Origin of the sequence: Microbacterium pseudoresistens (assembly GCF_013409745.1) — a bacterium.
Taxonomy (GTDB): Bacteria; Actinomycetota; Actinomycetes; order Actinomycetales; family Microbacteriaceae; genus Microbacterium; species Microbacterium pseudoresistens.
The window spans coordinates 226,903-250,057 of sequence record NZ_JACCBH010000001.1 but is presented as its reverse complement, the minus strand read 5'-3'; the positions used below and the strand labels follow the sequence as shown (position 1 = coordinate 250,057).

The window sequence follows — 23,155 nt, the reverse complement described above, 5'->3', positions numbered from 1 at the left end:
AAACTACTTTGCATTACAAAGTTAACGGACACCGAGGCGCGAAGGGAGCGGGATGATGACCTGGACGATCGGGCTCCCGGTGCTGCGCGTCGTGCTCGTCGGCCTCACTTGCACGAGCGCCTGGCTGCTCACCCGCACCGTCGATGGCGCGGTGCCGTTCCCGCCGCCGTCGCTGCTCGCATGCGCGGCCATGCTGCCGGTGAACATCCTGTGCCTGGCGCTCATCGCCCGCCGCCTGCGCGGCACGGGGCGTCGGCTGCGCGACCTCATGGACTTCTCGGCGCGCCGTCTGGGGGTCGACGTGCTCTGGGGGCTTGTCTGGCTCGTCGTGCTCTACCTCCCGTTCACGGCGACGATCATGTTGGTCGTCTGGCTCCAGCACGGCGCGGACATGTTCGCAGCGATGGAAACGATCTTCTTCGATCCGGCCGCGGTGCCTCAGCTGCCGCCGCTGGCGTGGACGGTGATCGCCGTCGTCGCCGTCCTCACGTTCGCCCCGCTGAACGCCCCCGCCGAGGAGCTCGTGTACCGGGGGATCTCACAGCGCGGCCTCGCCGAACGCGTGCCGGTCTGGGCGGCGATCGTCATCCCTTCGTCACTGTTCGCGCTCCAGCACATCTGGTACGCGCCGACCCCGGATGCCGTGTCCGTCTTCGTCGCGGCCTTCTTCGTCTGGGGCGTGGTCTCCGGAATCATCTACCGTCTGCACGGGCGCCTCATACCGATCATCGTCGCCCACTTCCTCGTGGACCTGGTGATGTCTCTGCCCGCCTTGATGATCCCGTTCTTCGTCTTCACGGAAGGAGCATGACATGACGGCACCGGAGGGTTCCGGAACGGATGCGCACGACGCATTCGATCCCGCACGGGCGCTCGCGCTCGCCGCGGATCAGCAGCGCGATGTCGCCGCGCGCACGGGCGGGTTCGTGCCGCTCGTCCTCGTCGCGTGGGGGCTGGCGTGGCTGCTCGGCTTCGCGGCGCTCTGGCTCGTCGAGGGCCTCGCGCCCGCATTCGCCCTGCCGATGGCGGTCGCCGCGCCCGTTCTCGTGGTGCTCTTCGTCGCCGCAGGCATCCTCTCCACCACGCTGGCGACCCGCGCCGGGCGTGGTGTGCGCGGAGGCAAGGAGGCCGCGTTCGCAGGCATCGTCTACGGTCAGGGCTGGTGGATAGGCACGATCGCGGTCTACGTGCTCGGGCTCGGACTCGTGCACAACGGCATGGACCCCGATCTGCTCACCATCTTCTTCCCCAGCGCGTTCGTCTTCTTCGCCGGGATCATGTACCTCATGGCCGGGGCGCTCTGGCACGCACTGCCGATGCTCTGGCTCGGTGTGTGGGCGATCGTCGTCGGCTGCGCGGCGCCCTTCGCCGGTGCGCCGGCGCACTTCCTCGTGTACGCGCTCGCCGGCGGCGGCGGGTTCCTGCTCGCCGGGGGCGTCAGTGCGTGGTGGATCGCACGGACGAGGCGCCGATTCCGGGCCACGACGGGTGCGGGCGAGCGGTCCGTGCCGTGACCGAGCTCGATCCCGTGATCCATGCGGCCGCCCGGCTACGCATCACGGCGGCGCTGGCGACCCTCGCCGCCGACGAGCAGGTGAGCTTCCCGCGCCTGCAGGAACTGCTCGAGATGACGGCAGGAAACCTCTCCACGCATCTGCGAAGGCTCGAGGAAGCCGGATACGTCTCCGTCGAGAAGGCTCACCGCGGGCGCACGCCGGTGACCTACCTCGCGCTCACCCGGCAGGGCCGACGGGCCTTCGAGGACTACACCGACGCCTTACGCCGCATCCTCGCCGCACCCCCCGAGGGCGGTTCTAGGCTGGAGACATGACGATTCCCACCCTCACCCTCAACGATGGTCACGCCATCCCGCAGCTCGGCTACGGCGTCTTCAAGGTGCCGGCCGACGTCACCGAGAAGGCGGTGAGCGAAGCCCTCGAGGTCGGCTACCGGCACATCGACACCGCCGCGATCTACGGCAACGAGGAGGGGGTGGGGGCCGCGATCGCGAAGAGTGGCATCCCGCGCGACGAGCTGTTCGTCACCACCAAGCTGTGGAACGACCGCCACGACGGCGACGAGCCGGATGCGGCCATCGCCGAAAGCCTCGACAAGCTCGGCCTCGAGAACGTCGATCTGTACCTCGTGCACTGGCCCACGCCCGCGAACGACAACTTCGTGCACGCCTGGGAGAAGGTCATCGGCATCCGCGACCGGGGTCTTGCCCGCTCGATCGGCGTGTCGAACTTCCTCGTGCCGCACCTGGAACGCATCGTCGCCGAGACCGGCGTCGTGCCCGCCGTCGACCAGATCGAGCTGCACCCCGCCTATCAGCAGCGCGAGATCGGCTCGTGGGCGCGCGACAACGACGTGCGCATCGAGGCGTGGGGGCCGCTGGGGCAGGGCAAGTACGACCTGTTCGGCATCCCCGCCGTGACCGATGCCGCCGCCGCGCACGGCAAGAGCCCCGCACAGGTCGTGCTGCGCTGGCACCTGCAGAAGGGCAACATCGTGTTCCCCAAGTCGGTACGCATCGAGCGGCTGCGCGAGAACCTCGACGTGTTCGACTTCACCCTCACCGACGTCGAGTTCGCCGCGATCTCCGAGCTCGACCCCGGCGACGGCTCGGGCCGCGTGGGCTCGCACCCGAACGACGTGAACTGACCAGCATGGCGAACCGCCTCGGCGACGCCCTCAGCCCGTACCTGCGCGCGCACGCCGACAATCCCGTCGACTGGTATCCGTGGGGCGATGAGGCCTTCGCCGAGGCGCGCCGCCGCGATGTGCCGCTGCTCGTCTCCATCGGCTACTCGACCTGCCACTGGTGCCATGTCATGGCGCGTGAATCGTTCATGGATGCCGACACCGCGGCCGACATGGCTGCCGGCTTCGTGTCGGTGAAGGTCGACCGCGAGGAGCATCCGGAGGTGGACGCGGCGTTCATGGCGGCCGCCTCGGCGTTCACGCAGAACCTCGGCTGGCCGCTCACGGTGTTCGCGACGCCCGAAGGCCGGGTGTTCTATGCCGGCACGTACTGGCCCCCGGTCGCCCGACCCCCGATGCCCGCGTTCCGCGACGTGCTCGTCGCCGTGCGCGAGGCGTGGACCCAGCGCCGCGGCGAGGTGGAGCAGTCGGCGGCGGGTGTGGCCGATGCGCTCGCCGAGGCCGGTCGCGCCGCGGAGTCCGGATCGCTGCCCGACGCCCCCGCGCTCGTCGCCGCGGCGCGCACGATCGCCGAGCGCGAGGACCGCGTCTACGGCGGATTCGGTGGAGCGCCTAAGTTCCCCGTGGTCACGACGCTGCGTCAGCTGCAGCATCCGCTCATGCGTCGCGAGGCGCCGGAAGCGGAGGCGGCGGCGCAGCGCGCGCTCGCGGCCATGGCCTCCTCACCCCTGCGCGACGCCGTGGACGGCGGCTTCTTCCGCTACGCCACGCAGCGCGACTGGAGCGTGCCGCACTACGAGCGCATGCTCACCGACAACGCCCAATTGCTCGAGGTCGCCGTCGACGAGGGCGATGAGCCGACCGCGCGGGGCATCGCCGCGTTCCTGCTCGGGACGCTGCGCGTCGGCGAGGCGTTCGGCGCCGCGCAGGACTCCGAGTCGTGGATCGACGGGATGCGCAGCGAGGGCGGCTACTACGCGTTCGACGCCGAGGGGCGCGCCGAGCTGGAGCCGCCCGCCGTCGACGGCAAGATCATCACCGGCTGGAACGGCCTCGCCATCCGCGCACTGGCCAGAGCCGGCGTCGCCTACGACGAGCCCCCCTGGGTGGCCGGGGCCGCGAACGCTGCACGTCTTGTGCTCGAGATCAACCGCGGTCTCGACGGCTCCATCGTGCGCACCTCCCTCGGCGGGGTCGCGTCCACAGCCGTCGCGACGCTCGCCGATCTCGGGCTGCTCGCCGACGGGCTGTTCGCCCTGGCCCTCGCCACGGGCGATCCGGGATGGGCCGAGCACGCGCGCACCGTGCTCGACGGGGCGCTGGCGGGTGCGGCATCCGACCCCGTGCTCGCAGCGCACGGCATCCCCGGCGCCGCCGACGACACCGACGGAGACCTGCCCTCCGGGCGCGCGGCCGTGGCCGCCGCCGCGCTCACGGCATGGCACCTGGGTGCGGGCGACGCCTATCGCGCGGCCGCTGCCGAGGCCGTAGCCGCCGTCGCCGAGCGCGCTCTCGCCCAGCCGTTCGCGCACGGCGCGATCCTGCGGGTCGCCGCCGGGCTCGTGGAGCCCCCGCGCCAGCTCGTGGTCGTGACCGACGACCCGCACGGCGCTCTCGCCGGCGCGGCGCGCGGCACCGACGCCGACGTCGTCGCGATCGTCTCGCCCGCGCAGGCATCAGGATTCGCGGCCGCGGGATTCGCCGTGTTCGAGGGCAAGGACGCCGAGCCCGAACGCGCCTACGACTGCCGCGCCTTCGTCTGCCGGCTGCCCGTCTCCGACCCGGCCGGGATCACGCGCGAGCGCTGAGCTTCACACTCGGCGCATTCTCACACCCAGCCGGGCAGCCAGATGTGCGACAGCCAGAAGTCGTACGGCACCGTGAGGCCCACCCACACCGGGGAGAAGAAGGCCGAGACGAGCATGATGAGCACCACGACGATGAGCACCGTGCGCTGCCCTGCCAGTCGCCGATCGCGCGGGGCATCGCGGGGCCCGGCGATATCGCGCAGCGCCAGCACGAGCGCCAGAATGAGGAAGGGCACCATCGTCACCGTGTAGAACTGGAAGATCGTGCGCTGGGGCACGAGCATCCACGGCAGGAACGTCGCCGCCAGCCCCACGAGCGGGATCGCGTACGACCACGGCATGTAGCGGCCATCGCCGAGACCGCGCACGAAGCGGAACAGCAGGTACAGTGCGGCGGCGACGCCCAGGTACCAGATCAGCGGGTTGGGGATGCTCGAGATCGCGGCGATGCAGTGGTCCGATCCGAGGCACGTCTCGTCCTTGCCGCCCACCCACACGGCCGTCGGGCGCAGCAGCAGCGGCCACTGCCAGGCCGGGCTCGCATACGGATGCCCCGAGGTCAGCCCGACGTGGAAGGCCATGATCGCCTCGTGGTAGTTCCACAGCGCCACGAGCGGATTGGGATCGCTCGAGCGGTCGTAGCCGCCGCGCGTGACGAACCACCCCGTCCACGACGCGAGGTACACCGCGAGGGCGGGGAGCATGTAGATGAGGAACGTCACCGGTCCCTGGCGGAAGGCGGCATCCGTCGGCCACAGCACGATTCCTGCGCGGCGACGCGCGAGCGCATCCGTGATGACGAGGTACAGCCCGAACACCGCGAGCGCGTAGAGTCCCGACCACTTCACGGCCGTTGCCGCGCCGAAGGCGGCGCCGGCGGCGAGGATCCACGGCCGCCGCCACAGCACGCGCCCCCACATCCGTGGGCCGTCCGAAACGGTGGCGACCGCCTCCAGCACGGGCATGGTGCGGCGTCGATCGAACAGCACGAACAGCACGCCGAGCATGATGAAGAAGGTGAGGATGCCGTCGAGCAGCGCGATGCGGCTGAGCACGATCGCCAGCCCGTCGACGGCGACGAAGAGGCCCGCGAGGATCGCGGCGGTGTACGAACGGGTCAGCTCCTTGGCCACGAGGTACACGAGCAGCACGGTGAGAGTGCCGAGCACGGCTGTCGCCAGACGCCATCCCGCGCTGGAACCCTGCCCGGTCAACGCCATGCCCAGCGCGATGAGCCACTTGCCCAGCGGCGGGTGCACGACGAAGCTCGTGTCGGTTTCCAGCGCGCTCGTGTCGCCCGCGGCGAAGAGCTCGTTCGCCCCGTCTCCCCACGTGCCCTCATAGCCCTGCACCCACAGCGACCAGGCGTCTTTGACGTAGTACGTCTCGTCGAAGGCGAGGGTGTGCGGATGCCCGAGGCCGATCAGTCGCAGCAGTCCCGCGAACACCGTGAGCAGGGTCGGTGCGAGCCAAGACAGCAGGCGGCGCCGACGCGGATCGAGGATCCACGCGTCGCGCGTGCGCTCCCACGACGTGGGCCGCTCGGCGACGGGCGGAAGCAGCGGGGCGGTCACCGCTCCAGCCTATGCTGGGCGGGTGATCATCCTGGCGGCGACTCCGATCGGCAACCTCGGCGATGCGTCCGCCCGGCTGATCGAGGTGCTCGAGAACGCGAGCGTCGTCGCCGCGGAAGACACCCGCACCACGCAGAAGCTGCTGCGTGCGCTGGGGATCGACAACCGTCCGCGGCTGATCGCCTTGCACGACCACAACGAGAAGACGAAGGCCGCCGAACTGGTCGCGCTCGCCGCAGACGACGACATCGTGGTCGTGAGCGACGCGGGGATGCCGGCCGTGAGCGATCCCGGATACGGGCTGGTCGCCGCGGCCGTGGATGCCGGGGTCACCGTGACGGCGATTCCGGGGCCGAGCGCCGTGCTCATGGCGCTCGCCATCTCGGGAATGCCCACCGACCGCTTCGCCTTCGAAGGGTTCCTGCCGCGCAAGCCGGGGGAGAGGCGTTCAGCGCTGGAACGCCTCGTGGCCGAACCGCGCACGATGGTGTTCTTCGAATCGCCCGCACGGCTGGCCGCGGCGCTCGCCGACATGGGGGCGGCCTTCGGCGCCGAACGGCGGATCGCCGTGTGCCGCGAGCTGACCAAGCTCTACGAAGAGGTGCGTCGCGGTACGGCCGCCGAGCTCGCCGCCTGGGCCGGTGAAGGCGTGAAGGGCGAGATCGTGATCGTCGTCGAGGGGGCATCCGCCGTCGACGTCTCCCCGGACGACGCGCTCACCCAGGTGCAGGGGCTCGTGGCCGACGGGATGCGCTTGAAAGACGCGTGCGCGGAGGTGGCCGCCGCCACGGGGTTGCGCTCGCGCGACCTGTACCAGCAGGCGCTCGCCGCACGATCGCGTTGACTCTCGACCCCGCTGACTCGCCGCGGATCTTCTTGCCGGGAGGCGTGCGGTCGGGCACAGTGTGATCAACAGGGGGACGAAGGGGAGTCGTTGTGGATGCGATCGTGTTCTTGCTCATCATGGTGGCCGCGGTCACCGCGATCCGTGCGCGGAGAACCTGGGTGGTTCTGCTCAGCGTCGCGGTCGCCTTCGGGTTCGCGCTGGCGCTGTTCCTGCACCACGCGACCGACACGCTGGGGGTGAGCCTGTGAGCGCCGCAGCCGAGACGCCCGAGGTCGTCTCCCCCGTGTCCGCCGACTCGTTCGACTCCGAACCCGTCGCCACGCCGCGTCTGCTCGGACTGTTGTCGTTCTGGGCGCACACGGCGTTCATCCTCGCCTACGTCGGCATCCTCAGCACGGCGATGTTCTATTACCAGTTCGCGCAGGGGGAGTTCCCCTGCCCGCTGTGCATCGCGCAGCGGATGGCGATGATGATCGTCACCCTCGGCCCGCTCTACATCGTGGTGCGGGCGCTGCGCGGGCAGAGCACGCTCGCCACCCTGGCCACCGGGTCGGGGATCGCGATCCTCGGCGCGGTGCTGGGCATGGCGATGTCGTCGCGCCAGGTGCTGCTGCACATCGCCCCGGGAGACCCCGGCTACGGCACCGCGGTGCTGGGCATGCACCTGTACACCTGGGCGCTGGTGACCTTCGTCGTGGTGCTCGTCTTCTGCGGCGTCGTGCTGGCACTCGGGCGCTGGGTCGTTCCGTTGGCCCCGCAGGGCACGGTGCTGCGCACGGTGGTATGGATCGTGATCGGGCTGCTGCTGTTCACGATCGCGATCAACGCCGTGGTCGTCTTCATCGAGTCGGGGTGGAACTGGTACCTGCCGGACAACCCCACCGAGTACCGCCTGTTCGCTGGTTGACCGTCGAGTGATCGTCGGTGCGGCCCGTCGTCACGCGGCGCGGCGGCGAACGCGCGTCGGCCTAGAATCGTAGCCATGCCCGCAGGCGAATCGTTCTACATCACCACGCCCATCTACTACCCCTCCGATGTGCCGCACATCGGCCACGGGTACACGTCGGTGGCGGTCGACACGCTCGCCCGCTGGCACCGGCAGTCGGGCGACGACACCTGGATGCTGACGGGAACCGATGAGCACGGCCAGAAGATGCTTCGCGCCGCCGCGGCGAACAACGTCACTCCGCAGGAGTGGGTCGACAAGCTCGTTTCCGAGAGCTGGTTCCCGCTGCTGGAGACGCTCGACGTCGCCAACGACGACTTCATCCGCACCACGCAGGAGCGGCACGAGCGCAACGTGCAGGTGTTCTTCCAGCGGCTGTACGACGCGGGCTACATCTACGCGGGCGAGTATGAGGCGCTGTACTGCGTGGGCTGCGAGGAGTTTAAGCCCGAGTCCGAGATCGTCGACGGCACCGGGCCCTTCGAGGGGCTGAAGGTCTGCGCCATCCACTCCAAGCCCCTGGAGCTTCTGCAGGAGAAGAACTACTTCTTCAAGCTCAGCGAGTTCCAGGATCGCCTGCTCGAGCTCTACAAGAACGAGCCCGACTTCGTGCGCCCGCACTCGGCGCGCAACGAGGTCGTCTCTTTCGTGTCGCAGGGCTTGAAGGACCTCTCGATCTCGCGCTCGACGTTCGACTGGGGCATTCCGCTGCCCTGGGACGAGTCGCACGTCATCTACGTGTGGGTCGACGCGCTGCTCAACTACGCCACCGCGGTCGGGTACGGCTCCGATGAAGAGCAGTTCGCGCGCCGCTGGCCCGCGTACCATGTGGTCGGCAAGGACATCCTGCGCTTCCACGCCGTGATCTGGCCGGCGCTGCTGATGGCCGCCGGCGTCGAGGTGCCCAAGGGCGTTTTCGCGCACGGCTGGCTGCTCGTCGGCGGCGAGAAGATGTCGAAGTCGAAGCTCACGGGCATCGCTCCGACCGAGATCACCGACGTCTTCGGATCCGATGCGTACCGTTTCTACTTCCTCTCCGCCATCGCCTTCGGGCAGGACGGCTCGTTCTCCTGGGAGGACCTCTCGGCGCGCTACCAGGCCGAGCTCGCGAACGGCTTCGGCAACCTCGCCTCACGCACGATCGCGATGGTCGAGCGTTACTTCGACGGCGTCGTTCCTGCAGCGGGGGAGTACTCCGAGCAGGATCTTCACGTGCAGAAGGTCGTCGCGGATGCGGCGGCCGAGGCGGATGCGGCGATCGAACGGTTCCGCATCGACGAGGCGATCGAGGCGATCTGGACGATCGTCGACGAGCTGAACGGCTACATCACCGAGAACGAGCCCTGGTCGCTGGCGAAGGACGACGCGCAGCGCGAGCGCCTCGGCACGGTGCTGTACACGTGCGCCGAGGGGCTGCGGGCTCTCGCCGTGCTACTGTCGCCGGTGATGCCGCAGGCCACGGCGAAGCTGTGGGATGCGCTGGGCGCCGAGGGTGCACTGGGTGCGCTGACGGCGCAGCCGATCCGCGAGGCGGGCCGCTGGAGCCAGCTGCCGGTGGACACGCGCGTGCAGACGCTCGCCCCGCTCTTCCCGCGCGTGGAGTCGCAGGCGTGACGTTCACACGATGACTGACGAGCCCGGGACGTACGTCCGAGAGCGATCCGGTGAGGGTCGCAAGGATCTGCGCTACCCGGTGCCGCCCGAGCCGCTCGCCGTGCCGGTCTACGACAACCACTGCCACCTCGAGATCGTGGACGGCGACGATCCGCTGACCCTCACCGAGCATCTGGATCGTGCCGAGGCCGTGGGGATCGCCGGTGTCGTGCAGTCCTCGGGCGACGTCGAGTCGTCGCGGTGGGCGGTGGCCGCGGCAGAGTCCGACCAGCGCGTGCTGGCGGCCGTGGCGATCCACCCGAACGATGCTCCGACCTATGCGGCTGCCGGGCGCCTCGATGAGGCGCTCGCCGTGATCGACGAGCTGGCGGCGCATCCGCGGACGCGGGCGATCGGCGAGACGGGGCTGGACTACTTCCGCACCGACGAGCCGGGTCACGCGGTGCAGCTCGAGTCGTTCGAGGCCCACATCGTATTGGCGAAGAAGCACGGCTTGGCGATGCAGATCCACGACCGGGATGCGCATGACGACGTGCTGGCGACGCTGGCGCGAGTGGGTGCTCCGGAGAAGACCGTGTTCCACTGCTTCTCGGGCGACGACACGATGGCGCGCGTGTGCGCGGAGGCGGGGTACTACCTGTCGTTCGCGGGGAACGTGACGTTCAAGAACGCGCAGAACCTGCGCGACGCGTTGGCGGTGACGCCGCGGGATCGGATCCTCGTCGAGACGGACGCACCGTTCCTCACGCCGGTGCCCTTGCGGGGTCGCCCGAACGCCCCGTACCTCGTGCCGATCACGGTGCGCTTCATGGCGGCGGAGCTCGGGATGGATGCGGATGAGCTGGGCGCCCAGCTCGCCGCGAACACGATCGAGGTCTACGGCTCGTTCGAGTGAACGCACCGGTTCAGGCGGCCGTGGGGCGGAATCGTGGGGGTGGCGGGTCGATCCCTGCCCATGCGACGGTCAGTGCCGCACGCGGCGACAGGAGGATCGGGGGCTTGCCGCCTGGCGGGTGGAGCTCGAAATCGTTCTTGCCTGATCGGGTGATGCGCCAGCCGCCATGGTGGAGGTTCATATGGTGGAACCGGCACAGCAGGATCCCCCTGTCGATGTCGGTACGCCCACCGTCGCGATCCCATTCGTCGATGTGGTGGGCTTCGCAATACGACGCGGGTAGATCGCAGCCCTTCCACCGGCATCCACCGTCACGGATCGCGAGTCCGATCCGCTGCCGGGAGGTGAACAGGCGCTGTTCCCGTCCGACGTCGAGCGGGTTCCCGCACGCGTCGATGGTGACGTCTACGGTGCCGGTGTTGCAGATGTTCTGGTCGATCGCCGCGGCGGGAAGAGCGGTGAGACCGTCTTCTGTGTGACCGACCGGGAAGGGGGATCCCATCGGGTCGATGACCTGCACGAGGCGAACCCCGGCCTGCCGGGTGCCGTACACCGCTGCCGGGTCGGCGAGGACCCCTGCGCGGAGGATGTCCATGAACAGGTCGTAGGAGAGCTGGTCGTTCGTGCGCGCATCCTCCACGAGCGCGTCCGCGTCGCGCTTCTCCTCCGGGTCGACGAACCGCGGCCCGCCCCGCCGGGGGCGAAGGGCTGCGTTCTCCACGCTGTCCAGGAACGCCGCCCCCTCGTCATCGAGGATCAGCGACGCACGGTTCAGACCGTCCGCGTCCTTCCATCGGCGGAAGGACCGCTTCTCGAACCGGGCGAGGAACCTCGCTTCGGCGCCTTCCGGGTCCAGCAGATCCCGCACCGTGCGCGCAGCCTGAGCGAGCTCCTCCACGGTCCGCTCGGACGCTTCGCCGACCAGTTGCTCGGCCGCCTGCCGCCACGCCTCCCGTGATGATTCCGCGAACCCCGTCCGTGCTTCGTCGCTCAGTTCCTCGCCTGCCTCGGGTGGCTCTCCGAGCCCACGGCGGATCGCGTCATACGCGGCGGACGAGATGGTATTCGCATGGAGGGCACCTCGCAGAGGTTCCCACCACGCGACGTCCGGCGTCGCGCCCGGAGTGTCATTCGCCGTCGCCGCTGCATCAGGCACCGGAGCGGGTGCGATCAGGTCCGTGCCGACCCGCACGACCCGTGCGGCCTCGCCCTTCGTCGTCCCGGTGATCTCCTGCACCAGCGCCGCCGGTGTGCGATGCCCGCGCGACTGCGCCAACCCGGAATGCCCCGCCTCCCGCGAGGAGCGGGTTGCGATCACGCCCGATGCGACGAGCTGCACCTGCTGCGCCCAGAGCCCGATCTGCGCGGCCTCCTCCAGAACGGCGACCACGTCATCGCCGCCCAACCGCGCCACGACATCCTGCAGGCCTTCCACGCCGGCGTCCTCCGGCATCCGATTCCGAAGCGTCGGAATCAGAGCAACAAGCCCGGAGAAATCTGCCATGCTTAATTATCTCAAACGCCACTGACATTCGCGATAATATTCGAGAAATGAGGGAAAGATCTTCGCGCAGATCCACACTCTTCCGGGGCACTACGCTGAGCGGGTGCGCTTTCTCGATGAGATCACCCTTGACGATGGCCGCGTCCGGCTCGAGCCGCTGCGAGCAGACCATGCGGGTGACCTCGCACGTGCCTCGGCCACGCTCGTCTCGCCCTGGTACACGTTCGTCCCGGCACCCGACGAGGTGCCCGCAGAGATCGATCGTCGACTCGCCATGCGCGACGCGGGAGCAATGAATCCCTTCGCCGTGCGCAGGCTCGCCACCGACGAGGTCGTGGGCATGACGACGTTCTGCACCATCGATCAGCCCAACCGTCGCGTCGAGATCGGCTACACCTGGATCGCGAAGGATGCGCAGGGCTGCGAGGTGAATCCGTCGATGAAGCGCCTCCTGCTTGCACACGCCTTCGACACCTGCGACGCCATCGCCGTCTCTCTGATGACGCACTTCCACAACCGTCAGTCCCGCGCCGCGATCGAACGGCTGGGCGCGAAGCTCGACGGCGTTCTCCGCAACCACAGGATCATGCCCGACGGATCGCTGCGCGACACCGCGGCGTACTCGATCCTCCCGCACGAGTGGCCCGCCGTCCGCAATGGTCTGGATGCCCGGCTCGCCGCCCTCTAGCCGTCTTCAGTTCCGGTATCCTCGCCGAGCGCGCGCAGGCGCTTGTTCGCCAGCATCACTCCGGCGGCGGCGATGGCAAGGACACCGGCACCGATGATGACCGGCGCTGTCGTGAACAGGTCGACACCCGCGCCGATCAGCGGATTGATGAAGAGCTGAGGCGTCAGCTGGATGAAGATGAGGACGCTCTGGAACCGCGTCATCAGGGCCTTCGGCGCGAGGAGGATGTACGTCGGGAACGCATGGGCGGTGAACACGACGACGCCAGCGCCGAGAACGGCCGTGCCGATCGTGGCGACCAGGGGGTGTGACGCGAGGGCGAGGAGAACGAGACCCGCGGCGACGATGATCGGGCCCAGCGTTATCGGCCGCATGACGCGCATGATCGTGCCGCGCCACGCGAACCACGCTCCGCACACGATTCCGCCGAGGATCCACCCGGACTCGATGATCCCCGCATCGACCACGGTCCAGCCGCGTTCCCGCGCGGCGAGAGGGATACCGAGGGTCACGACCGGGATCACGGCGCCAGCGACGATCGCGATCCCCAGAAGCACGGCGCCGGCGCCGCTGGCGCGCCGGATGGCGGGGACGACGGCGAACGCCTCCCGCAGCGTGACGCGATCGACGTGTTCGAGGACCCGCTTCGGAGGATGGATGAGCAACAGGGCGCCGAGCATCGCCAATGAGCCGAACGCATCCAGCCAGGCAACACCGCTGAGGGTCAGCGCTCCCAGGAGGATGCCGCCCAGCGGCGGCCCGATCGTGCGCGCGAGTTGACTGGCGAGGCCGACGCGTGCCATCGCGATTCCGAGGTCGTGATCGGCGACGAAGAGTCGGGGAAAGACACCGGCCGCGGGCCGAAAGAACGCCGACACCGTGCCGATCAGCACCGCGGCGACGAGCAGCACCCCGGGTTCCCCCGGAAGCACGGTCGTCGCGGTGGCGATCGATCCGGCGATGACCACCATGCCGCTGGTCGTGACGACGAGAACGCGGCGAGGGCCGAATCGGTCCGAGAGCGTGCCGGCGAACAGGGTCAGGACGACGGTGGGCGCGATCGTCAGCGCCAGCAGGATCGCCGCTTCGAACGAACCGTAGCCGGATGCCGTCCAGGTCAGCGCAAAGGCGAGGAGGCCGGAGCCGAGCTCGAGGGCGAACGTCGCCCCCACCCAGGCGGCGAACCCCGGATGCACGGCGGTCGCGCTCACGCCGGCAGGTAGGTGGCCAGGGCGACGAAGTCGGGCTGGGACGGGGCGGTCCACGCGATGTGTCGAGGCTCCGCGTAGATCGTGCAGGTGAGCTGATCTCCGATCGTCGCCTGCACGGCCGTCGCATACGGTGATCGCGCGACTCTGAGGCGCAGGGTCTCACCGTTGCTGCGTCCGGTCAGCGTTGCCTTCTCCGAGATGAGGCGGGCTGTGCCGTCCGCGAACTCAAGCTGCAGGTTTGCCGTCGTCGCGTCGCTCAGGAGCGCCTCAGCGCCCGCTCGTTGCAAGGCGGCTCGTGCGAGGGGCACGTCCGCGACGTCGATCAGTCGCTCCGGGCTCGGGAACGGATCGATACGGGATGGCACGGCGATGGGAACGCCATCGGCATCAAGAAGCATGGAACGGGGGATATCGCCGCCAGGTTTCCGCGCATCCGACGATTCGATCACGAACTCGCATAGCCCGGGCGCGAGAGCATCGAGCCAGGAAAGCAGCTCGTCAGGGCGAGCGCAGAAGCGACCGGCATCGCCGAGTGTGACGGCGGGGACGCTTCGGCGGATGAGCAGCCGACGATCGGTCGCAGTGATCGACAGTCGTCCGGAATCCGCTTCGAGCAGCACCGTCGCGAAGGAGTCATCCTCCCGAGAGCACGCCCTCATGACCTGCTGGATGGCAGCCACGACCGCCTCGACAACGACCCGAACGCGACAGGTCCGAGCAGGGGATGCGCCGCCTGCCGCGCGCAACTCGGCGCGGAGGTCTTCGGCGACCTGGGACGCAGCCGCTGCCCGGGCATCGATCTCCGCGAGCCAGTCGTCGAGGATGCGTTCGGCATCCTGCGGTTCGGCGTCTACGACGGTGCGGATGCGGTCGAGGTCGAGTCCGGCTTCACGCAGGCGACGGATCCAGATCGCTCGCCGCTGCTGGGCATCGGCGTAGTAGCGGTACCCGGATGCCGGGTGTACTTCCGCGGGGACGAGGAGGCCGATTGCGCCGTAGTCGCGGATGCTGCTCGTGCTCAACCCGACGGCGCGACTGAATGCGCTGATCGTCTGCAACGGCTGTTCTGACGTCGTCATGGAACCAATGCTCAGCATTCACCCCGGGTGAAGGTCAAGCGGCTTCGCTTCCGTCGTCATCCGCTCGCACCGGCTTCGCCGCGGCGATGTGCGAGATTGGCCGCCAGACGAGCACGAGGGTGATCGCCGCGCCCACGAAGGCGAACCACCACGGTGCGGTCAGGCCCCAGAACTGCGCGATCACGCCGCCGAGGGCCTGCCCGATCACGATTCCGCCGAATACGCCCACCATGTTGACCGAGCCGATGCGCCCCTGCAGTGCGGTCGGAACGAGGCGCTGGCGCACGGTGGTCGAGATCGTGCCCCAGACGAACGCGTACGCGCCGAAGACGAACATGATGGCGAGCGCGACGACGCCGTTGGTCGTCAGGGCGAAGGCGAGGTGCATGAGCACTTCGAGCGACAGGCACACGCGCATGAGGGCGGCGAACGATACGTGCCTCTCGAGCCAGCCGAACAGCACCGTCGCCAACAGCCCGCCGGTGGCCGACGCGGCGGTCAGCATCCCGTACCCCACAGCGCCCATGTGCAGATGCTCCGTCGCATACAGCACGAGCACTCCCCAGGGCGCCGCCCAGGTGACGTTGAAGGTGAGGATGATGATGACGAGCATCCGGACCGGGCGGTTGCGCCACAACCACCGCACGCCCTCGGCGATGTCGGTGTGCACGGGCTTGCGCGCCTCGGTCGGCTCATCTGCGGCCGCCAGCGCGACGGACGACCGCGCGATCCGCGAGATGAGCACGATCGCGAGTGACACGCACACCGCTTCGAGAAGGAACGGCCATGCCGTGCCGGCGGCGAAGAGGAAGGCGCCCAGCGGCGGCCCCGCGAACTGGTTCGCCACGAGGTAGCCGGCCTGCAGGCGGGCGTTGCCGATGCCGAAGTCGGCGGGCTTCACGAGCATCGGAAGCAGCGTGCTGCCAGCGGTGTCGACGAACACCTCGGCGGTGCCGTAGAGGAACGCGACGACGAGCACGATCGCGATGTTCGCGGTGCCGGTCACGAGAAATGCGCACAGCGCGACGAGCACGACGGCACGGCCGGCGTTGGCGAGCATCACCAGGCGGCGCCGGTCGAACCGGTCGGCGATCGCGCCCGCGTGCAGCCCGAACAGCAGCCAGGGCAGGAACTGCAGCACCGCGCCGAGCGAGACGAGGATGGGCGACGAGGTCATCGACGCGATGAGCAGAGGCGCGGCGGCCAGCGCGACGCCGTCGCCGACGTTGCTCGTCCACGAGGAGGCGAGCAGCCAGCGGAAGCCCGTGCCCATGCGCCGTGGCGCGATGAGCTCGCCGAGGGAGGTCACCGCTCGATCCTAGGAGTGCCCGCAGACATCCGGTGCGATGCGGAAGAATGGCGGGATGACCGTGTCGCTGCTCGGAGCCGCCGAGATCCGCCGCCTGGCCGCCGAGCTTGACGTCACGCCGACGAAGAAGCTGGGGCAGAACTTCGTCGTCGATGCGAACACGGTGCGCAAGATCGTGCAGGCCGCCGACGTGCAGCCGGGGGAGCGGGTCGTCGAGATCGGCCCGGGCCTCGGCTCGCTGACCCTCGCGATCCTCGAAGCCGGCGCATCCGTCACGGCGGTGGAGATCGATCATCGCCTCGCCGCGCACCTCCCCGAAACGGCCAGGGCGCACGGTGCCGCGGAGGAAGCGCTCACCGTCGTCGATGCGGATGCGCTGCGCGTGACCGAGCTGCCGGGCGACCCGACGATCCTCGTCGCCAACCTGCCCTACAACGTCTCGGTGCCCGTGCTGCTGCACTTCCTGGAGACCTTCCCCGGCATCCGGCGCGGCGTGGTGATGGTGCAGGCCGAGGTCGCTGAGCGCCTCGCCGCCGCCCCTGGATCGAAGATCTACGGTGCGCCGAGCGTGAAGGCGGCCTGGTACGGGCCGTGGCGGCTGTGCGGCACCGTGTCGCGGCAGGTGTTCTGGCCGGTGCCGAACGTCGACAGCCTCCTCGTCGGGTTCGTGCGCGCCCCCGAGCCCCGCGGGTCCGAGGATGAGCGCCGCCGCACGTTCGCCGTGGTCGACGCAGCTTTCAACCAGCGCCGCAAGATGCTCCGTCAGGCGCTCTCCGGCGTGTTCGGCAGTGCCGCGGCGGCGTCCGAGGTGCTCGAACGTGCCGGCGTCGCCCCCACGTCCCGCGGCGAGGCGCTCACCGTCGACGACTACCATCGCATCGCGCTCGCCGGCGTGCAAGGCTGAGCCGCCGGCACACGGAACGGCCGCCGACGGAAGACCCGCCGACGGCCAGACCGTCCCCGCGTCGGCGATCCCACGCCGGCGGGAGATCACGCGGCCGGGGGCATCAGCACCGAGTCGATCAGGTACACGGTCGCGTTGGCTGTCTGCACTCCGCCGCAGATGACGTTGGCGTCGTTGACCATCCACTTCTCGCCGCTTCCGGTGACCTCCAGGTCCGCGCCCTGCACGGTGGTGTGGCTTCCCGCGATGTCGGCCGGCTCGATCTGGCCGGGAACCACGTGGTAGGTGAGGATCGAGCTCAGCGTCGCACTGTCGGTCTTCAGCCCTTCGATGGTGGCGGGGTCGATCTTCGCAAAGGCGTCGTCCACGGGGGCGAACACGGTGAATTCGTCACCATTGAGCGTGTCCACGAGGTTCACGTCGGGGTTGAGCTGGCCGCTGACCGCGGCGACGAGCGTCGTCAGCAGCGGATTGTTGGATGCGGCGACGGCCACCGGATCCTGGGACATGCCCTGGATCGACCCCGCGCCGTCGGGCACCTCATCCGCGTAGGCGGCGCACCCGGGACCGACGAGGTTCGCCGCCGGATCCATCGTCTCCGGCGTCGCCTCGGAGGATTCCGGAGCCTTGGGTGCCGGCGACTCCTCCGCGGGCGCACTGCCCATCGAACAGGCGGACAGCAGGAACGCGCTGGCGACCGTGAGGGTGAGTGCCGCAGTGACCTTCTTCTTGGTGCTGAACATGTCGAGCTCCTTCAGAACTGAGCCACGGCCTCTCCGTGGCGTCGACTGCTGTTCGGAGCCCGGCCGGAATCGGATGGGGGCATTCCCGATCCGGGCGATTCCAATCCGATCGGCGCTGTGACGCGAATACCTCGTGACAGAAGCGAGGACCTGATGGAGCTGATCATCATCGGCCTGCTCGGCGGGCTCATCACCGGAATCTCACCGTGCATCCTGCCGGTGCTCCCGGTGATCTTCCTGACCGGAGGCGCACAGTCGGCGAAGTTCGACGGAGAACCGGTTCCGGCGAGGCGCAGCCGGCCCTACCTCGTGATCGCCGGGCTGGTGCTGAGCTTCACGCTCGTCACGCTCGGAGGCTCGCTGCTGCTCGGACTGCTCAACCTGCCGCAGGACATCATCCGCTGGGTGGGCATCGCGGTGCTCGTCGTCATCGGGATCGGACTCATCGTGCCGAGGTTCGAGCAGATCCTGGAGCGGCCCTTCCAGCGCTTCGGGCAGCGCGAGGTGACCAATCGCGGCAGCGGCTTCGGGGTGGGGCTCGCGCTGGGCGCGGTGTTCGTCCCCTGCGCGGGCCCTGTGCTCGCAGCGATCATCGTCGCCGGATCCACCGGACGGATCGGGATCGGGACGATCATGCTGACCGTCGCCTTCGCGATCGGTGTGTCCGTGCCCCTGCTGGTCTTCGCTCTGGCCGGGCGCAGCGTGGTCGAGCGCATCCGCGCCTTCCGCGCGAAGGAGCGGGGCCTCAGGATCGCCGCGGGGATCGCGATGATCGCCCTCGCCGTGGGGCTGGTGTTCAACCTGCCGCAGGCGCTGCAGCGGCTGCTCCCGGACTACACCGCACCGATCCAGCAGGAGATCGCCGACTCGGATCAGGTCTCGGATGCGCTCGATCTCGGCGGGCTCGTCACCGATGAGAACCGTGAGCTCGACAACTGCACGAACGGGGCGGACGAGCTCGAATCGTGCGGACCGGCGCCGTCGATCAAGGGCATCGAACAGTGGCTGAACACCCCGGACGGCGCGGCGATCGATCTCGACGATCTTCGAGGGAAGGTCGTGCTCATCGATTTCTGGGCCTACTCGTGCATCAACTGCCAGCGGTCGATCCCGCATGTCGTGGCGTGGGACCAGGCGTACCGGGACCTCGGGCTCGAGGTCATCGGCATCCACTCTCCCGAGTACGCCTTCGAGAAGAACGCCGACAACGTCGCTGCGGGTATGCGCGATTTCGGCATCGAGTACCCCGTCGCGCTCGACAACTCCCTCTCGACCTGGACGAACTACCGCAACAGGTACTGGCCGGCGCACTACCTCATCGATGCAGACGGCACCGTGCGCCACATCTCCTTCGGCGAGGGCAACTACGCCGCCACGGAGAGCATGATCCGAGAACTCCTCCTCGACGCGAATCCCGATGCGGTGCTGCCCGCGGAATCGAACGTCGCCGATGAGACGCCCGACGTGGGATCGACCACCCCGGAGAGCTTCCTCGGCTCGTCCAAGGACGTGAACTTCGGAGGAGGCGTGCCCTATCGTGCAGGGCAGGGATCGTTCTCGTTCCCCGCGGAGCAGGCCGACGACACCTTCGCCCTCGACGGGGACTGGACCATCGAGACGCAATATGCGCAGCCGTCGACGCCGCGCGGTGGCAGGATCCGTCTCGCCTACCACGCCGCAGAGGTGCGGATGGTGCTGGCAGGATCCGGCGAGGTCGTCATCCGAGGGGCGAACGGAAAGCAGAAGACGGTGACAGTCGATGGCGACCCGGGCTCCTACGGAGTCCTCGGCAACTCGGCCGTCAGGACCGGAGTGCTCGAGGTCGACGTGTCCGAAGGAGTGCAGGTCTACTCCTTCACGTTCGGGTGACGGTACCGGCTCACGGTGGAGGATGAGGCATGCTTGTCGGAATGGTCATCGACGGCGTGAACGTATCCGAGGATGGATCGGCGGAAGACGACGCCGGTGCCCTCATAGTTCGCGTCGCCGCCGGGGACCAGCCAGCGTTCGCGGAGCTGTACGACATGCTCTCCGCCCGTGCGTTCGGGCTCATCCTTCGCGTGCTCGTCAACCGGGCGCAGTCCGAGGAGGTGCTCCAGGAGGTGTTCCTGGAGGTGTGGCAATCCGCTGCGCGGTTCGCTCCGAACAAGGGGCAGGGAAGAACCTGGGTGCTCACGATCGCACATCGCCGGGCCGTGGACCGGGTCCGGGCGTCGCAGGCGAGCGCCGATCGCGATGTTCGTGCGGGCCTGAAGGACATCGCGATCGAGCACGACGGTGTCGCGGAGCAAGTCGAACTCGGCATCGCGGGAGAACAGGTCGTGGCGGCGCTGGGCAGACTGCCGGACGTGCAGCGCGAGACCCTCGTCCTCGCATACTACGGCGGCTACAGCCAGAGCGAGATCGCGGCACTCGTCGGATCGCCGCTGGGAACGATCAAGACACGGATGCGAGACGGGCTCACGCGCCTGCGCACGGAGATGGGGGTGACGGCATGAACGAGGAGGAGTTCGCCGAGCTCGCCGCGGGTCACGCGCTGCATGCTCTTTCGCACGCGGATGAGGCGCGGTACCTCTCGGCGCTGCGCGAGCATCCCGAGTGGGGGGCTATCGCCGCCTCGGATGCCGAGACGGCGGCCGGGCTCGCCGACGGCGTACGTCCTGCGACTCCCGAGGTCGATGTGCGCGACCGGCTGCTCGCTCAGATCGCGTCGACCCCGCAGACGCCGCCCGATTCCGCCATCTCGGCGACAGAGGAGACGGGGGAGCCGTCGGCCGGATCCACGGTCGAACCGCCCCGTCGGCGGGGGTTGCGCATCCTTTTCGCGCTGGCTGCGGGGCTGGCACTGCTAGCCGGGATCGGTTACGGCACGGTGGCGCTGAGCAATCAGCTGAACCGCTCGCCGTCGGTCGTCGCACTGGAGAAGATCGAGGCGGCCGGAGACGCCGCGCAGGCGTCGGCCGCCCTCGACGACGGCGGCACGGCCACGGTGCACTGGTCGGTCGAACTGGGCGAGGGCGTCGTGGTCGCGGAGGGGCTGGAATTGCTCGGCGAGGGACAGGACTATCAGCTGTGGGTCATCCGTGGCGGCGCCGCTCTGCCTGCGGGACTTCTCGCCGAGCCGGCCGAGGGGCAGGCGATCGCCCTGCTCGACGGGGATGTGCGCGCAGGAGACACCGTCGCGATGACGGTGGAGCAGGCGGGAGGCTCACCCACGGGCGCGCCGACCACCGACCCGCTCTTCGCGATCCCCACGCCATAGGCCGCACCGCGCTCGCCGACGCTGTACAGGAGTGAGCCGCCGAACGGCAGCGCATCGCGCCCCGTTGCCGCGACCATCCGATACCCGTGCGCGGGGGATACCCTGAGCAGGTGACCGAATCGCGCTTCCGATCGAACGTCCCCGAACTCCACCGCCCCTACCAGGCGGCCGCCGACCGCTACGAGAGGGCGCGGTTCCGCCAGGTGGGATCCTCGGGCCTGTACCTGCCCGCGATCTCGCTGGGGCTGTGGTGGAACTTCGGCGACAACATCCCCCTCGACAACCAGCGCGCCCTGCTGCGGCACGCGTTCGACCGCGGGATCACCCACTTCGACCTGGCCAACAACTACGGCCCGCCGTACGGCTCGGCCGAGAAGAACTTCGGCCGGCTGTTCGCCGAGGACTTCCGGCCCTACCGCGACGAACTGATCATCTCGTCGAAGGCCGGATGGGACATGTGGCCCGGCCCTTACGGCGACTTCGCGAGCCGCAAGTACATCCTCGCCAGCGCCGAGCAGTCGCTCACCCGCATGGGGCTCGACTACGTCGACATCTTCTACTCGCACCGCGTCGACCCGGTCACCCCGATCGAGGAGACGGTCGGTGCGCTCGACACCCTCGTGCGCCAGGGCAAGGCGCTGTACGTGGGCATCTCCTCGTACAGCGCCGAGCGCACCGCCGCTGCCGTGGAGGCGGCGCAGCGCCTGGGCACGCCCCTGATCATCCATCAGCCGGCGTACTCGATCCTCAACCGCTGGGTCGAAGAGGGGCTCACGGATGCGCTGCGCACCGCCGGCATGGGCGCGATCGCGTTCACGCCCCTCGCGCAGGGACTGCTCACCGACAAGTATCTCGGCGACGGCACGGCCGAGCGTGCCCAGCAGCGCTCGTCGCTGCCGACCGGAGCTCTCAAGCCCGAGTCGGTCGACACCCTGCGCGCGCTGAACGACATCGCGAAGGAGCGGGGGCAGTCGCTCGCACAGCTCGCCCTGCAGTGGGTGCTCCGCGACGACGTCGTGGCGTCGGCGCTGATCGGCGCCTCGCGTCCCGAGCAGCTCGACGAGAACCTCGCGGCGCTCGACGCCCCCGACCTCACCGTCGAAGAACGGGCGCGCATCGATGAGCTCGCCGGCCGCATCGACGTCGACCTCTGGGCCGAATCCGCGGAGCTGTGATGACGCTCCCGGCCGCCACACGCTCCGTGCACGTGCGCGCGCCGGGCAAGGTCAACCTGTACCTGGGCGTCGGAGGCCGCCACGATGACGGCTATCACGCGCTCGCCACGGTCTTCCAGGCGCTGTCGCTGGGCGAAGACGTCATCGCCACCGATGCCGCCGACTTCTCGCTCGAGGTCACCGGTGCCGCCGACCCCGACAGTGTGCCCACCGATGACCGCAACCTGGCGATGCGCGCGGCCAAGCTGCTCGCCTCGGCCACCGGCTACACCGGCGGCGTGCACCTGGAGCTGCGCAAGTCCGTGCCCGTCGCGGGCGGGATGGGCGGCGGATCGGCCGATGCGGCCGGTGCCCTCCTCGCCTGCGACGCCCTGTGGGAGACGGGGCTGAGCACCACCCGCCTGCACGAGCTGGCCGCGCGCCTGGGCGCCGACGTGCCCTTCGCGATGATGGGCGGTACGGCGGTGGGCACCGGCCGCGGCGACCGACTCACCACGGCCCTCGCCCGCGGGCGGTACGACTGGGTGCTCGTCACGAGCGACGGCGGGCTGTCGACGCCCGCCGTCTACGCGCGACTCGACGAGTATCGCGAGCACAACGGCGCCCTCGCCGACGAGCCGCCCCGCTCGCTCGACGTTCCGCCCCCGGTGCTGCAGGCGCTGCGCAGCGGCGATCCGCACGCGCTCGCGGCAGAACTCGCCAACGATCTCCAGGTGGCCGCGCTGCTCGAGCGGCCAGATCTGCAGACCGTCATCGACGAGGGGGTCGCCTGCGGCGCGCTGCGAGGCATCGTGTCGGGGTCGGGCCCGACCATCGCGCTGCTTTGCGAGAACCCCGCCTCCGCCTCCGCGGTGTGCGACCGGCTGGCGGAGAACGGCCGCGATGCCATGCACGCGTACGGGCCGGTGCCCGGTGCGCGGATCATCGGCTGA

The 23,155-nt window shown here is 69.4% G+C and carries 23 protein-coding genes; 17 read left to right on the top strand and 6 right to left on the bottom strand.

Annotation, left to right across the window (positions count from 1 at the left end; genetic code table 11):
- Positions 1 to 55: 55 nt before the first annotated feature.
- Genes BKA02_RS01230 through BKA02_RS01210 form a run of 5 tightly spaced genes read left to right on the top strand, consistent with a single transcriptional unit; the run spans position 56 to position 4,472 of the window.
- On the top strand, positions 56 to 811 hold the full coding sequence (locus tag BKA02_RS01230; protein WP_179430536.1) for a CPBP family intramembrane glutamic endopeptidase: 756 nt from the start codon (positions 56 to 58) through the stop codon (positions 809 to 811).
- Position 812: 1 nt separating this feature from the next.
- Complete coding sequence (locus tag BKA02_RS14250; protein WP_179430534.1) at positions 813 to 1,514, top strand: hypothetical protein; 702 nt, start codon at positions 813 to 815, stop codon at positions 1,512 to 1,514.
- Entirely contained in the window at positions 1,511 to 1,831 is a 321-nt protein-coding gene (locus BKA02_RS14245; protein WP_179430532.1) for a transcriptional regulator, read from the top strand. Before BKA02_RS14250 ends, BKA02_RS14245 begins: the two co-directional genes overlap by 4 nt.
- Positions 1,828 to 2,664 carry an aldo/keto reductase gene (locus BKA02_RS01215; RefSeq protein ID WP_179430531.1) on the top strand — a complete coding sequence of 279 codons (837 nt, stop codon included), beginning with the start codon at positions 1,828 to 1,830 and terminating at the stop codon, positions 2,662 to 2,664. The genes BKA02_RS14245 and BKA02_RS01215 overlap by 4 nt, the downstream gene beginning before the upstream one ends.
- A 5-nt stretch (positions 2,665 to 2,669) precedes the next feature.
- Positions 2,670 to 4,472, top strand: coding sequence for a thioredoxin domain-containing protein (locus BKA02_RS01210; protein ID WP_179430529.1), 1,803 nt, complete (start codon positions 2,670 to 2,672; stop codon positions 4,470 to 4,472).
- Between the two features lie 20 nt (positions 4,473 to 4,492).
- On the opposite strand, the gene BKA02_RS01205 is transcribed toward BKA02_RS01210, so the two are convergent.
- On the bottom strand, positions 4,493 to 6,046 hold the full coding sequence (locus tag BKA02_RS01205; protein ID WP_179430527.1) for a phospholipid carrier-dependent glycosyltransferase: 1,554 nt from the start codon (positions 6,044 to 6,046) through the stop codon (positions 4,493 to 4,495).
- A gap of 22 nt (positions 6,047 to 6,068) precedes the next feature.
- Here BKA02_RS01205 and rsmI point away from each other — a divergent pair, with 22 nt between their 5' ends.
- The 5 genes from rsmI to BKA02_RS01180 all read left to right on the top strand — a co-directional run bounded on the left by rsmI (position 6,069) and on the right by BKA02_RS01180 (position 10,348).
- A complete protein-coding gene (gene rsmI, locus BKA02_RS01200; RefSeq protein WP_179430525.1) occupies positions 6,069 to 6,890 on the top strand; it encodes a 16S rRNA (cytidine(1402)-2'-O)-methyltransferase in 822 nt (273 codons plus the stop codon).
- A gap of 92 nt (positions 6,891 to 6,982) precedes the next feature.
- Positions 6,983 to 7,141: a DUF5993 family protein gene (locus BKA02_RS01195; protein ID WP_179430524.1), complete on the top strand. Its 159-nt coding sequence runs from the start codon at positions 6,983 to 6,985 to the stop codon at positions 7,139 to 7,141.
- Positions 7,138 to 7,800, top strand: a complete 663-nt coding sequence (locus BKA02_RS01190; protein ID WP_218844396.1) for a disulfide bond formation protein B — start codon at positions 7,138 to 7,140, stop codon at positions 7,798 to 7,800. The genes BKA02_RS01195 and BKA02_RS01190 overlap by 4 nt, the downstream gene beginning before the upstream one ends.
- A 75-nt stretch (positions 7,801 to 7,875) precedes the next feature.
- Entirely contained in the window at positions 7,876 to 9,453 is a 1,578-nt protein-coding gene (gene metG / locus BKA02_RS01185) for a methionine--tRNA ligase (RefSeq protein ID WP_179430522.1), read from the top strand.
- A gap of 10 nt (positions 9,454 to 9,463) precedes the next feature.
- Positions 9,464 to 10,348 carry a TatD family hydrolase gene (locus tag BKA02_RS01180; protein WP_179430520.1) on the top strand — a complete coding sequence of 295 codons (885 nt, stop codon included), beginning with the start codon at positions 9,464 to 9,466 and terminating at the stop codon, positions 10,346 to 10,348.
- Between the two features lie 10 nt (positions 10,349 to 10,358).
- On the opposite strand, the gene BKA02_RS01175 is transcribed toward BKA02_RS01180, so the two are convergent.
- Positions 10,359 to 11,801, bottom strand: coding sequence for an HNH endonuclease signature motif containing protein (locus tag BKA02_RS01175; RefSeq protein WP_179430518.1), 1,443 nt, complete (start codon positions 11,799 to 11,801; stop codon positions 10,359 to 10,361).
- Positions 11,802 to 11,955: 154 nt separating this feature from the next.
- Here BKA02_RS01175 and BKA02_RS01170 point away from each other — a divergent pair, with 154 nt between their 5' ends.
- Positions 11,956 to 12,540 carry a GNAT family N-acetyltransferase gene (locus BKA02_RS01170; RefSeq protein WP_179430516.1) on the top strand — a complete coding sequence of 195 codons (585 nt, stop codon included), beginning with the start codon at positions 11,956 to 11,958 and terminating at the stop codon, positions 12,538 to 12,540.
- On the opposite strand, the gene BKA02_RS01165 is transcribed toward BKA02_RS01170, so the two are convergent.
- Genes BKA02_RS01165 through BKA02_RS01155 form a run of 3 tightly spaced genes read right to left on the bottom strand, consistent with a single transcriptional unit; the run spans position 12,537 to position 16,139 of the window.
- Entirely contained in the window at positions 12,537 to 13,751 is a 1,215-nt protein-coding gene (locus BKA02_RS01165; protein ID WP_179430514.1) for an MFS transporter, read from the bottom strand. The genes BKA02_RS01170 and BKA02_RS01165 overlap by 4 nt on opposite strands.
- Positions 13,748 to 14,830 (bottom strand): MerR family transcriptional regulator, encoded by a 1,083-nt coding sequence (locus tag BKA02_RS01160; protein WP_179430513.1) that lies wholly within the window; start codon positions 14,828 to 14,830, stop codon positions 13,748 to 13,750. The genes BKA02_RS01165 and BKA02_RS01160 overlap by 4 nt, the downstream gene beginning before the upstream one ends.
- A 34-nt stretch (positions 14,831 to 14,864) precedes the next feature.
- A complete protein-coding gene (locus BKA02_RS01155) occupies positions 14,865 to 16,139 on the bottom strand; it encodes an MFS transporter (RefSeq protein WP_343045313.1) in 1,275 nt (424 codons plus the stop codon).
- A 55-nt stretch (positions 16,140 to 16,194) separates the two neighbouring features.
- Between BKA02_RS01155 and rsmA the strand changes: the two genes are divergently transcribed.
- The gene (rsmA, locus tag BKA02_RS01150; protein WP_179430511.1) at positions 16,195 to 17,043 is read left to right on the top strand and encodes a 16S rRNA (adenine(1518)-N(6)/adenine(1519)-N(6))-dimethyltransferase RsmA; all 849 of its coding nucleotides are present in this window, start codon (positions 16,195 to 16,197) and stop codon (positions 17,041 to 17,043) included.
- Between the two features lie 86 nt (positions 17,044 to 17,129).
- On the opposite strand, the gene BKA02_RS01145 is transcribed toward rsmA, so the two are convergent.
- Positions 17,130 to 17,786: a fasciclin domain-containing protein gene (locus BKA02_RS01145; RefSeq protein ID WP_179430509.1), complete on the bottom strand. Its 657-nt coding sequence runs from the start codon at positions 17,784 to 17,786 to the stop codon at positions 17,130 to 17,132.
- A gap of 153 nt (positions 17,787 to 17,939) precedes the next feature.
- On the opposite strand from BKA02_RS01145, the gene BKA02_RS01140 reads away from it, so the two are divergent.
- The 5 genes from BKA02_RS01140 (at position 17,940) to BKA02_RS01120 (ending at position 23,155) form a co-directional block, all read left to right on the top strand.
- Positions 17,940 to 19,655, top strand: coding sequence for a cytochrome c biogenesis protein CcdA (locus BKA02_RS01140; RefSeq protein WP_179430507.1), 1,716 nt, complete (start codon positions 17,940 to 17,942; stop codon positions 19,653 to 19,655).
- Between the two features lie 29 nt (positions 19,656 to 19,684).
- Positions 19,685 to 20,284: an ECF RNA polymerase sigma factor SigK gene (sigK, locus tag BKA02_RS01135; protein WP_179430505.1), complete on the top strand. Its 600-nt coding sequence runs from the start codon at positions 19,685 to 19,687 to the stop codon at positions 20,282 to 20,284.
- Positions 20,281 to 21,048 carry an anti-sigma factor gene (locus BKA02_RS01130; RefSeq protein ID WP_179430503.1) on the top strand — a complete coding sequence of 256 codons (768 nt, stop codon included), beginning with the start codon at positions 20,281 to 20,283 and terminating at the stop codon, positions 21,046 to 21,048. Before sigK ends, BKA02_RS01130 begins: the two co-directional genes overlap by 4 nt.
- Before the next feature lie 110 nt (positions 21,049 to 21,158).
- Positions 21,159 to 22,223, top strand: a complete 1,065-nt coding sequence (mgrA, locus tag BKA02_RS01125; RefSeq protein WP_179430501.1) for an L-glyceraldehyde 3-phosphate reductase — start codon at positions 21,159 to 21,161, stop codon at positions 22,221 to 22,223.
- The gene (locus tag BKA02_RS01120; RefSeq protein WP_179430499.1) at positions 22,223 to 23,155 is read left to right on the top strand and encodes a 4-(cytidine 5'-diphospho)-2-C-methyl-D-erythritol kinase; all 933 of its coding nucleotides are present in this window, start codon (positions 22,223 to 22,225) and stop codon (positions 23,153 to 23,155) included. Before mgrA ends, BKA02_RS01120 begins: the two co-directional genes overlap by 1 nt.